Source organism: Streptomyces sp. NPDC041200, from assembly GCF_055591805.1.
The window spans coordinates 69,214-83,178 of record NZ_JBVIZF010000009.1 but is presented as its reverse complement, the minus strand read 5'-3'; the positions used below and the strand labels follow the sequence as shown (position 1 = coordinate 83,178).

Annotated in this window: 11 protein-coding genes; 3 read left to right on the top strand and 8 right to left on the bottom strand. The window is 70.7% G+C overall.

What is annotated here, in order from left to right; translation table 11 throughout:
• The first annotated feature begins 5 nt into the window (after window positions 1-5).
• The 3 genes from zwf to pgl are packed head-to-tail and all read left to right on the top strand — an operon-like array spanning window position 6 to window position 3,501.
• On the top strand, window positions 6-1,532 hold the full coding sequence (gene zwf, locus ACZ6CL_RS21390) for a glucose-6-phosphate dehydrogenase (protein ID WP_468937940.1): 1,527 nt from the start codon (window positions 6-8) through the stop codon (window positions 1,530-1,532).
• The gene (gene opcA, locus ACZ6CL_RS21385; RefSeq protein WP_468937715.1) at window positions 1,529-2,722 is read left to right on the top strand and encodes a glucose-6-phosphate dehydrogenase assembly protein OpcA; all 1,194 of its coding nucleotides are present in this window, start codon (window positions 1,529-1,531) and stop codon (window positions 2,720-2,722) included. The genes zwf and opcA overlap by 4 nt, the downstream gene beginning before the upstream one ends.
• On the top strand, window positions 2,719-3,501 hold the full coding sequence (pgl, locus tag ACZ6CL_RS21380; protein WP_468937714.1) for a 6-phosphogluconolactonase: 783 nt from the start codon (window positions 2,719-2,721) through the stop codon (window positions 3,499-3,501). The genes opcA and pgl overlap by 4 nt, the downstream gene beginning before the upstream one ends.
• Window positions 3,502-3,573: 72 nt before the next feature.
• Here the strand turns inward: pgl and pgi are convergent, their stop codons facing one another.
• The 8 genes from pgi to ACZ6CL_RS21340 form a co-directional block, all read right to left on the bottom strand.
• Complete coding sequence (gene pgi / locus ACZ6CL_RS21375; protein ID WP_468937938.1) at window positions 3,574-5,226, bottom strand: glucose-6-phosphate isomerase; 1,653 nt, start codon at window positions 5,224-5,226, stop codon at window positions 3,574-3,576.
• Between the two features lie 52 nt (window positions 5,227-5,278).
• Window positions 5,279-6,505: an MFS transporter gene (locus ACZ6CL_RS21370; RefSeq protein WP_468937713.1), complete on the bottom strand. Its 1,227-nt coding sequence runs from the start codon at window positions 6,503-6,505 to the stop codon at window positions 5,279-5,281.
• Window positions 6,506-6,656: 151 nt separating this feature from the next.
• A complete protein-coding gene (locus ACZ6CL_RS21365) occupies window positions 6,657-6,992 on the bottom strand; it encodes an RNA polymerase-binding protein RbpA (RefSeq protein ID WP_468937712.1) in 336 nt (111 codons plus the stop codon).
• 216 nt (window positions 6,993-7,208) lie between these two features.
• A complete protein-coding gene (gene secG / locus ACZ6CL_RS21360) occupies window positions 7,209-7,436 on the bottom strand; it encodes a preprotein translocase subunit SecG (protein ID WP_385445179.1) in 228 nt (75 codons plus the stop codon).
• 128 nt (window positions 7,437-7,564) lie between these two features.
• Complete coding sequence (gene tpiA, locus ACZ6CL_RS21355; protein WP_468937711.1) at window positions 7,565-8,341, bottom strand: triose-phosphate isomerase; 777 nt, start codon at window positions 8,339-8,341, stop codon at window positions 7,565-7,567.
• A gap of 5 nt (window positions 8,342-8,346) precedes the next feature.
• Window positions 8,347-9,549 (bottom strand): phosphoglycerate kinase, encoded by a 1,203-nt coding sequence (locus ACZ6CL_RS21350; RefSeq protein WP_468937710.1) that lies wholly within the window; start codon window positions 9,547-9,549, stop codon window positions 8,347-8,349.
• Between the two features lie 137 nt (window positions 9,550-9,686).
• Window positions 9,687-10,691, bottom strand: coding sequence for a type I glyceraldehyde-3-phosphate dehydrogenase (gap, locus tag ACZ6CL_RS21345; RefSeq protein ID WP_468937709.1), 1,005 nt, complete (start codon window positions 10,689-10,691; stop codon window positions 9,687-9,689).
• Between the two features lie 175 nt (window positions 10,692-10,866).
• Complete coding sequence (locus ACZ6CL_RS21340; RefSeq protein WP_468937708.1) at window positions 10,867-13,866, bottom strand: M14 family metallopeptidase; 3,000 nt, start codon at window positions 13,864-13,866, stop codon at window positions 10,867-10,869.
• Window positions 13,867-13,965: the final 99 nt, after the last annotated feature.

Genomic DNA, 13,965 nt, shown 5'->3' with positions numbered 1-13,965 from the left:
ACACGTTGACCACCAGCAGCAATCCGCTGCGTGACCCGAAGGACCGGCGGCTCCCGCGCATCGCGGGGCCGTCCGGCCTGGTCATCTTCGGTGTCACGGGAGACCTGTCCCGTAAGAAGCTGATGCCCGCCGTCTACGACCTGGCCAACCGCGGCCTGCTGCCGCCGGGCTTCTCGCTCGTCGGCTTCGCCCGGCGCGACTGGGAGCACGAGGACTTCGCCCAGGTCGTCCACGACGCGGTGAAGGAACACGCGCGGACCGAGTTCCGCGAAGAGGTCTGGCAGCAGCTCGCCGAGGGATTCCGCTTCGTCCCCGGGGAGTTCTCCGACGACGACGCGTTCGAGAAGCTGCGGGCGACCATAGAAGAGCTGGACAAGGCCCGCGGTACCGGCGGCAACTTCGCCTTCTACCTCTCCGTGCCGCCCAAGTTCTTCCCGAACGTGGTGCAGCAGCTCAAGAAGCACGGGCTGTCCGACGGGCAGAACCACTCCTGGCGGCGTGCCGTCATCGAGAAGCCCTTCGGCCACGACCTGAAGAGCGCCCAGGAACTGAACCAGGTCGTCCACGAGGTCTTCAAGCCCAGCGACGTCTTCCGGATCGACCACTACCTGGGCAAGGAGACGGTCCAGAACATCCTGGCGCTGCGCTTCGCCAACACCATGTTCGAGCCGCTGTGGAACCGTTCGTACGTCGACCACGTACAGATCACCATGGCCGAGGACATCGGCATCGGCGGCCGCGCGGGCTACTACGACGGCATCGGCGCCGCCCGGGACGTCATCCAGAACCACCTGCTCCAGCTGCTCGCCCTGACCGCCATGGAGGAGCCCGCCTCCTTCGACGCCAAGGCGCTGGTCACCGAGAAGCTGAAGGTCCTCACCGCCGTCAAGCTGCCGCGTGAACTGAGCAAGCACACCGTGCGCGGCCAGTACGCGCACGGCTGGCAGGGCGGCCAGGAGGTGCGCGGCTACCTCGAAGAGGACGGCATCGACTCGCAGTCGAAGACCGACACCTACGCCGCGGTCAAGCTGGAGATCGACAACCGCCGCTGGGCGGGCGTCCCCTTCTACCTGCGCACCGGCAAGCGGCTGGGGCGCCGGGTCACCGAGATCGCCGTCGTCTTCCAGCGCGCCCCGCACTCTCCGTTCGACGCCACCGACACCCAGGAGCTGGGGCAGAACGCCCTGGTGATCCGGGTGCAGCCGGACGAGGGCGTCACCATCCGGTTCGGCTCCAAGGTGCCCGGCACCTCCATGGAGATCCGCGATGTGACGATGGACTTCCAGTACGGCGAGTCCTTCACCGAGTCCAGCCCCGAGGCGTACGAGCGGCTGCTGCTCGACGTCCTGCTGGGCGACGCGAACCTCTTCCCGCGCCACCAGGAGGTGGAGGAGTCCTGGCGGATCCTCGATCCGATCGAGGAGTACTGGGACAAGCACGGGAAGCCCGAGCAGTACACGGCCGGAACCTGGGGGCCGAAGGCCGCGGACGAGATGCTCGCACGAGACGGACGGAGCTGGCGGCGGCCATGAACATCGATCTCACGGACACCACGTCCAGCCGGATCAACTCCGCTCTGGTCCAGGCGCGCCGGGCCACCGGCACCCCGGCCGTGGGCATGGTGCTCACCCTCGTCATCGTCACCGACGAGGGCAACCACTACGACGCGCTGCGGGCCGCGAGCGAGGCGTCCAAGGAGCACCCCTCGCGCATCCTGGTCGTCATCAAGCGGCCGGGCCGCTCGCCGCGCGACCGCAAGATGGCCCGGATGGACGCCGAGGTCCGGGTCGGTGGCGAGACCGGCACCGGTGAGACGGTCCTGCTGCGGCTCCACGGCGAACTCGCCAACCACGCCTACTCGGTGGTCCTGCCACTGCTGCTGCCGGACGCCCCGGTCGTGGTGTGGTGGCCCGAGGACCCGCCGGAGCACCCCGCCAAGGACCTGCTGGGGCAGCTGGCCCAGCGCCGCATCACCGACGCCCAGGCCACCGAGGACCCGGTCGGCACGCTGAGCCTGCGGGCCGAGACGTACACCCCGGGCGACACCGACCTGGCGTGGACCCGGATCACCCCGTGGCGCAGTGTGCTGGCGGCCGCGCTGGACCAGAAGCACTCGAAGATCACCTCCGCGGTCGTGGAGGGCGAGGCGTACAACCCGAGCAGCGAGCTGCTCGCGCTGTGGCTCGCCGAGCGGCTGCGGGTCCCGGTCGACCGGCAGATCACCGACGGCCCGGGGCTGACCGCGGTGCGGCTGGAGACGGCCGACGGCGTCATCTGCCTGGACCGGGCCGACGGAGCCCTCGCCGAGCTGGCCATGCCGGGCCAGCCGGACCGGCATGTCGCGCTGCAGCGGCGGGAGGTGTCGGAGCTGATCGCCGAGGAGCTGCGCCGGCTCGACCCGGACGAGATGTACGCGATCTCGGTGAAGTACGGCGTGAACAAGCTGAACGGCGGCGGTGCGGCCGGGCACGACGCGGCGCCCGCCGCGTCGGGTGGCGGCGGCACGGCCACCGCGACCGCCGAGGCGCCGCCCGCGCCCCCGGCCCCGCCGCGGCCGCCGCTGCCGACGCGGGACCCGGGCACGGCTCCGTCCCCGACGAACACCCCCGCCCCGCCCCAGGCCCCTCCGGCTCCGAAGCCCTCGGACCTGAAGCCGGGCGGCAAGACGGAGGGAAAGCCGGACGGGAAGGCAGCGGGAAACGGCGGGAAGGGCGACAAGTGACCGCCCCGCAGGTCGTCGTCCACCGCGACAAGGAGCTGATGGCCCAGGCGGCCGCGGCCCGGCTGATCACGAAGATCGTCGACGCCCAGGCCGCCCGGGGCTCCGCCTCCGTCGTCCTGACCGGCGGCCGCAACGGCAACGGCCTGCTGGCGGCCCTCGCCACGTCCCCCGCGCGCGACGCCGTGGACTGGTCGCGGCTGGACCTGTGGTGGGGCGACGAGCGCTTCCTGCCGGACGGCCACCCCGACCGCAACGTCACCCAGGCCCGGGAGGCGCTGCTGGACGCGGTGGATCTGGACCCGGCGCGGGTGCACCCGATGCCCGCGTCCGACGGTCCGCACGGCGGCGATGTGGAGGCCGCCGCGGAGGCGTACGGAATCGAGCTGGGCCGCGCGGCGCGGCCGGAGAACCACGGCGCGGCGCCGACCTTCGACGTAGCCCTGCTGGGCGTAGGCCCGGACACCCACGTGGCCTCGCTCTTCCCCGAACTGCCCGCCGTCCGGGAGACCGAGCGGACGGTGGTCGGGGTGCGCGGCGCGCCCAAGTCGCCCCCCACCCGGGTCTCGCTGACCCTGCCCGCGATCCGCGCGGCGCGGGAGGTGTGGCTGCTGGCCGCCGGTGAGGACAAGGCGAAGGCGGTGACCATCGCGCTGTCGGGCGCCGGGGAGATCCAGGCCCCGGCGGCGGGCGCGTACGGCCGCAGCCGCACCCTGTGGCTGCTGGACCGGGCCGCGGCGAGCGGTCTGCCGCGCGAGCTGTACCCCCCGGCCTCGCCGTAAGCCCCCGATACGGCCGATCCCCCGTGCGCCGGTGTGCGCACGGGGGATCGCTGTGTTTCGGGGGTGCGTGGCTCAGCGGCCGCGCAGCGAGCGGTACGTGGCGACGAGACGCGCAGTCGAGGCGTCGAGCCCCGGCACCTCGGCGCCCTCGGTCAGCGCGGGCTCGACCCGCTTGGCGAGCACCTTGCCCAGCTCGACGCCCCACTGGTCGAAGGAGTCGATGTTCCAGATGGCGCCCTGGACGAACACCTTGTGCTCGTAGAGCGCGACCAGCTGGCCGAGCACGGACGGGCTCAGCTCGGCGGCCAGGATGGTGGTCGTGGGGCGGTTGCCCTGGAAGGTCTTGTGCGGCACCAGATCCGCGGGCACGCCCTCGGCGGCGACCTCTTCCGGCGTCTTGCCGAAGGCCAGCGCCTGCCCCTGGGCGAAGAGGTTGGCCATCAGCAGATCGTGCTGGGCGACCAGCCCGGGCCGCAGGTCGTCCACCGGCTTGGCGAAGCCGATCAGATCGGCCGGGATCAGCTTGGTGCCCTGGTGGAGAAGCTGGTAGTAGGCGTGCTGGCCGTTGGTGCCGGGGGTGCCCCAGACCACCGGGCCGGTCTGCCAGTCGACCGGATCGCCCTCCCGGTCCACCGACTTGCCGTTGGACTCCATGTCCAGCTGCTGGAGGTAGGCGGTGAACTTGGACAGGTAGTGGCTGTAGGGCAGGACGGCGTGCGCCTGGGCGTCGTGGAAGTCGCCGTACCAGACGCCCAGCAGGCCGAGCAGCAGCGGTACGTTCTGCTCGGGCGGGGCGGTGGTGAAGTGCTCGTCCACCAGGTGGAACCCGGCCAGCATCTCGCGGAAGCAGTCCGGTCCGATGGCGACCATCAGGGCGAGGCCGATCGCCGAGTCGTAGGAATACCGCCCGCCGACCCAGTCCCAGAACTCGAACATGTTGTCCGTGTTGATGCCGAACTCGGCGACCTTCTCCGCGTTGGTCGACACCGCCACGAAGTGCTTCGCGACGGCCTCGTCACCGGCCCCGAGCCCGCTCAGCAGCCATTCACGGGCGGAGACGGCGTTGGTGATGGTCTCGATGGTGGTGAAGGTCTTGGAGGCGACGATGAACAGCGTCTCCGCCGGGTCCAGGTCGCGCACCGCCTCATGGAGATCGGCACCGTCCACATTGGAGACGAAGCGGAACACCAGCTCGCGGTCGGTGTAGGCGCGCAGCGCCTCGTACGCCATCGCCGGGCCCAGGTCGGAGCCGCCGATGCCGATGTTGACGATGTTCTTGATGGGCTTGCCGGTGTGGCCGTGCCAGTCGCGGGACCGGATGCGGTCGGCGAATACGCTCATCTTGGTGAGGACCGCGTGCACCTCGGGGACGACGTCCTCGCCGTCCACCCTGATGACCGCCGAGCGGGGCGCGCGCAGCGCGGTGTGGAGCACGGCGCGGTCCTCGGTGGTGTTGATCTTCTCGCCGCGGAACATCGCGTCCCGCAGCCCGGCCACTCCGGTCGCCCGCGCCAGCTCCCGCAGCAACCGCAGCGTCTCGTCCGTCACCAGGTGCTTGGAGTAGTCGACATGGAGATCGCCGACCTGGAGCGAAAGCCTGCTCGCGCGGTCCGGGTCGCCTGCGAACAGCTCGCGCAGATGCGCGTCGCCCAGCGCCTTGCGGTGCTCGGCCAGCGCGTTCCACTCCGGCAGCTGATCGAGCCTGGTGCGGCCTTCTGCGTTCATCTCGGACATCAGCCCACTTCTCATCGGTGCCTGGCCCCCGTTGCCCACCAACCTAATTGATGACGGGCCGCATTCCTGGAACGAGGGCCAGCACCCCGCCCGCGACGAGCACGGCGCACCCCAGCGCGGGCGTGTTCAGCCCCCAGGCGGCGGCCATCACCCCGCCGAGCAGCGCGCCGACCGGGGAGCCCGCGATCGACAGCGTGCGGAAGGCGGAGCTGACCCGGCCGAGCAGGTCGGCGGGGCTGCGCCGCTGGGTCATCGTCACCTCGGTGACGTTCCATATGATCCCCGCGAAGGCGAACACGCCCATGGCGGCGACGGCGGCCGCCAGGCTGCGTATCGTGGCGAGCGCGACCAGGGCAGCGGTCTGCACGGCTCCGCACAGCACCAGCGCGCGGTACTCCCCCAGCCGCTCGCCGACCCGCGCGGCGACCAGTCCCCCGGTCACACTGCCGATCCCGTACGCCGTGATGACCACCGCGTACCCGGTGTTCCCGGCGTCCAGCCAGCCGGTGACGTGCAGCACCAGGGCGGCGATGAGCGCGCCGATACCGATGTTGCACAGGGTGGTGGAGACGCACAGCCCCCGCAGCACCCGGTCCCGCCACAGCACGCCGATGCCCTCGGCGATGTCCCGGCGCAGGGAGCCGCCGGACGGGCGCGGGGCGCGGTCCGGGGCGGTCGCCCCGAGCGAGGCGACGAGCAGCGCGGCGACGAAGTAGGTGGCCGCGTCCGCCGCGTACGGCATGGCGATGCCCAGCCCCAGCAGCACGGGCACCAGCGGGGCGCCCACGAACCGGCCCATGACCTCCTGCCCGGTCATCAGCCGGGCGTTGGCCCGGCTCAGCGCCTCCCGCTCGACGACGGACGGCAGCAGGGCCGTCGCGGCGTTGTCGAAGAGGGTCTGCAAGGTGGTGAGGGCGAAGGCGAGCGCGAGCAGCAGCCCGATCGTGGCGTGGCCCAGCCAGACGGCGACCGCGAACCCGCCCATCAGCAGGGCCCGTATCCCGTCCACCACCCACATCGCCCGCCGCTGGTCCACCCGGTCGGCGATCGCCCCGCCGAGCAGACCGAACAGCAGCCAGGGCAGGAAGCCGCAGGCCGTCACGAGCGACACCAGCACCGGCGAATCGGTCAGCGACACGGCCAGCAGCGGCAGCGCCGCGCCGCGTAACGCGTCCCCGAAGCGGGAGATCACCGCGGCGGTCCACAGCCGCCCGAATCCCCCGCGCCAGGCGGGCACCGCCGCCCGCTCCCCACCCCTTCGCATCAGCATGCGACGACCGTAGACCGCGCCACTGACAACGGCCCTTGGCAGCGGCCCCACCAGCACGGACTTAACGACAACGGCCCGGCCGCGCACCCCCGTCAAGGGGTGCCGGCCGGGCCGTCGTTCGCGCGCTGTCGCTGGGTGTCCGGGCCTCGGCTCAGATCTCGCCGCGGAGCTTGGCGAGCGCCTCGGCGAGGATCGCCTCGCCATCGGCGTCGCTGCGCCGCTCGCGCACATAGGCGAGGTGGGTCTTGTACGGCTCGGTGCGGGGCGGGTCCGGCGGGTTCTCCCGGTCCTTGCCGGCCGGGAAGCCACAGCGGGGGCAGTCCCACGTGTCCGGGATCTGCGCGTCGCTGGCAAAGCTCGGCACGGTCTCATGCCCGTTCGAGCACCAGAAGGAGATGCGCAGACGCGGCGCCGATTCGCCTCGCTCGGCTTCTCCCATCGGCCCCGCTCCGACCCGACTTCCACGGATCGCGTTGCCACTTGCCACGGTCGTAACTCCCTGCGTGATGGTGCCGCGAAGCATCGAATGGCGGCCCCGCTGCCCGGCGCCCCAGACTACGTAAGGCCCAACGCGCGTCCATCGAGAGGAGTTACACCCGCCCTTGAGGACGCCACCCCATGATAGGCCGCGAATCAGCCGCACTGACGACGGTACGTCAGTTATCGGGCCGGATTCGGGCCTCGATCGCGCTTTGGTCGAACGTCAGTCGAGCTTCATCAACAGGCCGAGCACGACGATGACGACGAACCACAGCAACCCGACCACGATGGTAATGCGGTCCAGGTTGCGCTCAGCGACCGAAGAGCCACCGACGGAGGACTGCATTCCGCCACCGAACATGTCGGACAGACCCCCGCCCTTCCCCTTGTGCATGAGCACCAGCATCATCATCAAAAGGCTCAAGACGATGAGGGCGATCGAAAACCCCATGATCACAGCTGGACCAACTCTCTCGGGCTCGTTACGGACGGTTTCTTACGGGAGACGGGGGCCGGGCGGCACATTTCGCGCCACCACGACCCCCGACAGAGTACGACGAGCCCCGGCTCAGGACCTACTCACTGGTCGCGGAATCGAACGATCTTGACGAATTCGTCCGCGTCCAGCGCCGCGCCGCCGATCAGGGCGCCGTCCACATCCGGCTGCGCCATGATCGCGGCCACGTTCCCGGACTTCACCGAGCCGCCGTACTGGATCCGGACCTTGTCGGCCAGCTCCTGGCTGTACAGCTCGGCCAGCCGGCCGCGGATGGCCCCGCAGACCTCCTGGGCGTCCTCGGGGGTGGCGACCTCGCCGGTGCCGATCGCCCAGACCGGCTCGTACGCGATCACGATCGTCTCGGCCTGCTCGGCCGGGACGTCCTTGAGGGCGCCGTCCAGCTGCGCGAGGGTGTGCGCCACCTGGTTGCCCGCCTTGCGGACGTCCAGGCCCTCGCCCACGCACAGGATGGGGGTGAGGTCGTTCCGGAAGGCCGCCTTCACCTTGCCGTTGCAGATCTCGTCGGTCTCGGCGTGGTACTGACGGCGCTCCGAGTGGCCGATGGCCACATAGGTGCACTTCAGCTTGGAGAGCATCGGACCGGAGATCTCGCCGGTGTACGCGCCGGAGTCCTGCGCGGAGACGTCCTGGGCGCCGTACTTGATCTTCAGCTTGTCGCCGTCGACCAGGGTCTGCACCGACCGCAGATCGGTGAAGGGCGGCAGAACCGCGACCTCGACGGCCTCGTAGTCCTTGTCGGCGAGCGCGAAGGCGAGCTTCTGGACGTGGGCGATGGCCTCGAGGTGGTTGAGGTTCATCTTCCAGTTGCCCGCCATCAGCGGGGTGCGGTCACTCACGGTGTTCAGTCCTCCAGTGCGGCGAGGCCGGGGAGCGTCTTGCCCTCGAGGTATTCGAGGCTCGCTCCACCGCCGGTCGAGATATGGCCGAAAGCATCTTCGTCGAAGCCCAGGATGCGGACGGCCGCGGCGGAGTCGCCGCCGCCCACCACCGTGAAGGCGGGGCTGTCGAGGAGCGCCTGGGCCACGGCCTTGGTGCCGTCGGCGTAATCGGGGTGCTCGAAGACGCCCATCGGCCCGTTCCAGAAGACGGTGGCCGTGTCGGCGAGCTTCGAGGCGTACAGCTTGCGGGTGTCCGGACCGATGTCCAGACCCTCCAGGTCGGCCGGGATGGCCTCCGCGGAGACGACCTGCGGATGCGCCGGGGCCTTGGTCTTGAGGTCCGGGAACCCGTCCGCGGCGAGGACGTCGACCGGCAGGACGAACTCCACGCCCAGCTCCTCCGCCCGCCGCAGATAGCCCTGGACGACCGGAACCTGGTCCTCCTGGAGCAGCGACTTGCCGACCTCGTGGCCCTGGGCCTTGAGGAAGGTGTACGCCATGCCGCCGCCGATCAGGATGCGGTCGGCCTTCTCCAGCAGGTGCTCGATGACCCCGAGCTTGTCGGAGACCTTGGCGCCGCCGAGGACCACCGCGTACGGCCGCCGGACCTCCTCGGTGAGCTTCTTGAGGACGGAGACCTCGGTGGCGATCAGACCGCCCGCGGCGTGCGGCAGCCGCGCCGGGAGGTCGTACACGGAGGCGTGCTTGCGGTGCACCGCGCCGAAGCCGTCGCCCACGTAGAGGTCGGCGAGGGCGGCGAGCTGGTCGGCGAACGCGCCGCGCTCGGCGTCGTCCTTGGCCGTCTCACCGGCGTTGAAGCGCAGGTTCTCCAGCAGCGCGACCTCGCCCGCGGCGAGCCCCGCGACGGTGGCCCGGGCGCTGTCGTCCACGGTGTCCGCCGCGAACGCGACCTGCTTGCCGAGGAGTTCGCCGAGCCGCTTCGCGACCGGGGCGAGCGAGAACCGCGGGTCGGGCTCGCCCTTGGGGCGGCCGAGGTGCGAGGCGACGACCACCTTGGCGCCCGCGTCCAGGAGCGCGGTGATGGTCGGCACGGCGGCGCGGATCCGGCCGTCGTCGGTGATCGTCTCGCCCTCGAGCGGGACGTTCAGGTCGGCGCGGACGAAGACCCGCTTCCCCTCGACCTGGAGATCGTCAATCGTCTTCACAGAGTGACTCCTTGTTCATGGCACGGACCCATGGCACGGGGCCCACGGCACCGGGCCCCATGGCACGGGGCCTACGGCACGGGGCCCGTTACGACGTGTGCCGTAGCGGGCCCCGTTCCTGGCTCATCGCGGCAGGGTCAGAGCCGGCCGCCGACGTAGACGGTCAGGTCGACGAGGCGGTTGGAGTAGCCCCACTCGTTGTCGTACCAGCCGACGACCTTGACCTGCTTGCCCTGGACCATGGTCAGGGAGGAGTCGAAGGTGCAGGACGCCGGCCAGTTGACGATGTCCGAGGAGACGATCGGGTCCTCGGTGTACTCCAGGACGCCCTTGAGCTGACCCTCGGCGGCCTTCTGGAAGGCGGTGTTGATCTCGTCCTTGGTGACCTCGCGGTCCAGCTCCAGCACCAGGTCGGTGACCGAGCCGGTGGGGACCGGGACGCGCATCGCGATGCCGTCCAGCTTGCCCTTGAGCTGCGGCAGGACCAGCGCGGTGGCCTTGGCGGCGCCCGTGGAGGTCGGGATGATGTTCTCCGCGGCGGCGCGGGCGCGGCGCAGGTCCTTGTGCGGGAAGTCCAGGATCCGCTGGTCGTTGGTGTACGCGTGGACGGTCGTCATCATGCCCTTGACGATGCCGAAGCTCTCGTCGAGGACCTTGGCCATCGGCGCCACACAGTTGGTGGTGCAGGAGGCGTTGGAGATGACGTCGTGGTTGGCGGCGTCGTACTTGTCCTGGTTGACGCCCATCACGATCGTGATGTCCTCGTCCTTGGCGGGCGCGGAGATCAGGACCTTCTTGGCACCCGCGGCCAGGTGCTTGGCCGCGTCGTCACGCTTGGTGAAGATGCCGGTGGACTCGACGACGATGTCGGCCCCCAGCTCTCCCCACGGAAGGGCGGCCGGGTCGCGCTCGGCCATGGTCTTGAAGGTCTGGTTGCCGACCGTGATGGTGTCCTCGGTGTGGCTGACCTCGTGCTTCAGCCGTCCCAGGATCGAGTCGTACTTGAGCAGGTGCACCAGGGTGGCATTGTCGGTCAGGTCGTTGACACCGACGATCTCGATGTCCGCGCCCTGCTCCAGGAGCGCGCGGAAATAGTTGCGACCGATGCGGCCAAAGCCGTTGATGCCTACGCGGATCGTCACGAACCGATCTCCTCGTTGGTGTGCCGGTCTGGACGCCGGCGAGCTGTATGGGATGTCCCCGACCGCCTCCGACCCTACCGCTATCACGGAACGTGCGTGACATTGGCGGTCGGCGGCCCACAACCACCGGAAAGGGGCATGGGCCGCCGATTCAGTCACGTTCTGTCACGCTCTGTCAACGGCGCAGCGCACGGAGCGCACTCCGCACGAGCTGCGCCCGCTGAGCGTCGTCCCGGACGTGCTCCAGGCCGAAGCCGAGCAGCACGGTGTCCCGCGTGGTGACCGCGGCCGAGGTGCGGAACAGCTCCTTCGAGCGCGTCCAGTCCGCCGTGTTGGCGGGGCTGCCCTCCGGCGCCCCCGGCACCGACCAGGGCCCGAGCGCCGTCTCGAATCCCTCGCTGTCCCGGGTGCCGCCGCCGGTGATGAGCGCGGTGCTGTCGACGAAGGCGCCGCGCCCGGCCGCACTCGAATCGGTGACGTAGGAGAGGGCCAGTTCGACCTTCTCGCCCGCGTAGCGGCTCAGGTCCAGGGAGACCGGCGTCCAGCCGCCGGAGGAGCCCGTGAAGCTGTTCCAGGCGCCCGTGCCGCCCTGGGCGCGGCAGCCGTCGTCAGCGGCGGTCAGATAGTGCTTGAGGAACGGGTGGGTGGTCAGCAGGAAGCCCGCCTCGCACTCGGCCGGGACCCGGTCCGAGCTGGCGCCGCCCGCGTCCGGCAGCGTGGTCCAGTCGTCCTTGCCCGCGGTGTGCGCCTCGGCGATCACATGGTCGTAGCCGGGTTCGGTGTCGTAGCTGAGCCGGAAGGTCAGGCTGGGCTTGTCCTCAGCACTCACCCCGGTGAGGTCGACGGTGCGGGACAGTCGCATCCAGGCGCTGTTCCGGTGGACGGCGGCGGCCATCCACTCGCCCTCATAGGGCTGGTACGGGGTGCGCGCGCCGGTGTACGCGCCCGCGCCCGCGCTGCGGAACTGCGGGAAGTCCTTCGGCGGCAGCACATCGGAGGTGACGGTGTACGCGCCCGCGGCGTCCAGGGGGTTGCCGGGCGCGTCGCCGAGCGCCGCGGAGGCGCCGTCGAGCGCCCCGGCGCCCTCGTACGCGGTCGGCGACTTCACCGTGAGGCGGCCGTCGGCGCCCAGGTAGTACTGGCTGAAGTCATCGGTGTCGGCCGGGCCCACCACGGAGCTGCCGCCCGCCTGCTCGCCAGTGGTGATCAGCTTGCCGCCCTCGTTGAGGTAGTCGCGCACCGCGAGCAGGGTGGCGCCGCCGGGCTTCTCGGCGCCGGTGTACCAGAGCACCGTCCTGAAGTGGGCGAGCACTCCGAGCGCGGACGGCGCTCCCCGGGTCGCGACGTCCCAGACGGCCGCCTTGCGGCCGTTCGCGGCCAGCGCGCCGGTGTACGCGGCGGTGTGCCGGGCCGGGGAGCCGCCGCCCTCCTCGGCGATCACCAGGGTGTCGGCGCGGGGCCGCTCGGCGACGGTGTAGGTGAACGGCTCGCTCGCGGTCCGCTCGCCGCCCTTCGTACGGCCGGTGAACCAAACCCGCACGGTGTCGCCGGGGCCGGCGCCCCGGACCGCGGCCCGGTACTGGTCGAAGCGGATGTTGTCCTCGCCGCCGTAGGTCTCGCCGCCCTTCCAGGGCCGCAGGGACGCGGTGTGGACGCGTCCGCCGTTCACCCGGTAGGCCAGCTTCTTGCCGCGGACGCTCTTGCGCGCGGTGACGGCGACGTCCTGGGCGGCGCCGCGGGCGTAGGAGGTGGTGAACGCGTCCGGGGTGAAGTCGGGCGCGGTCATGCCGACCGAGGACGACGGCCGGTCGGGGTGCTGGGCGGTCTCGGCGACGGAGAGCGCGAACGGGATGTTCTTGGCGAACTCCTGCTGGATCAGCTTCTCGTCGTCCGGGAAGGTGAAGACGGACGCGCAGTCGCGCGGCTGCCAGGGGTCGTCGGGGTCGATGTTGGAGGCGGTCTGACAGGTCGACATCTCCGGGGTGAACAACATCATCCCGTTGACGTTGGCCGCGTGGCCGTCGGCCTCTCCGTTGGTGGTGTACAGCTCCGAGGACACCTGCGGGTGGTAGCCGGGGATCGCGGAGTGCTCGGGAGTGCCCGCGAGCGCCTTGTAGAGCACGTCGTCGGGGGTCGGGGTGGCGACCTGCCAGCCGACGCCGTAGAGCAGCAGTTCGGCGGCCGAGTGGTAGTTGATGCCGAGTTCGAAGCCGATGCGCTTCTGGAAGCGGTCCAGCGCCTTGGTCTCGGGCTCGGAGCCGGGTCCTGGGCCGCGGTAGGTCTCGTCGGCCGGGTCGGCGGACGACCCCTCGTTGTCGTAGCCCCACTTGTAGGGGAAGTTGCGGTTGGGGTCGACGCCGTCGCCCGGGGCGATCTTGCCGTCACCGTTGTTGTCCCGCAGGGTCTTGCGCCATTGGCGGTTGGCCGGGCTCTGATGCGTGTAGTCGTATCCGTCCGGGTTGGCGGAGAGCACGAACCACAGCTCGGTGCGGTCGACGATCCTGGTGACGCGGTCGTCCTTGCCGTAGTTGTCCAGGTAGTAGTGCATCAGCCGCCGGGTCATCTCCGGGGTGATCCACTCACGGGCGTGCTGGTTGGACATGTACAGCACCGACGGCTTGCTGCCGTCGCGGCTCTTCGCGGCGCCCTTGGTGAGCTTGAGCGCGAGGATGTCCTTGCCCTGGGTGGTCTTGCCGATGCTGACCACCTTGGTGAGCCCGGGATGCGTCCGGCCGGTCTCGGTGATCTCCTGCCGGAGGCCGCCGTCGCCGCTGTACGGGCGGAAGACGCCGTCGCCCGCGGCCTCGACGCGGCTCAGGGTCCGCTGGGAGAGCTTCCTCTCGGTGAGCGCTACCCCCTGGCCGCGCAGGGCGGCGGCCTGGGTGCCGGTCAGATACAGCTCGACCGGTCCGGCGCCCTTCTCGGGCACCTGGGTACCGAGTTCCGTCCCGTCCACGCCCGCCCGCCGCAGCAGCGGGATCTGGGCCCGGGTGACCTGGGCGGTCCATACGGACAGCGACTCGCCCGCGGCGTCGGCCGCCGGTCGCGCGTGGGCCGCGGGCGTGGCGGCCAGTCCGGTGAGGAGTAAGGAAGCGAGTGCCGCGATCGAGCCGATCGATCTCGCCGTGCGTCTGTGGCGCGCCGTACGTCTCCGTCCGGCTTCGCGTGACTTCATGAGCCCCCCTGACTGTCGTTCCGACGTGTGGGTGCGCAGACGCATAAGCCTCGTATCGGCCCATGACCATGTCAACAGCGGCTCGCTGACGATGATCTG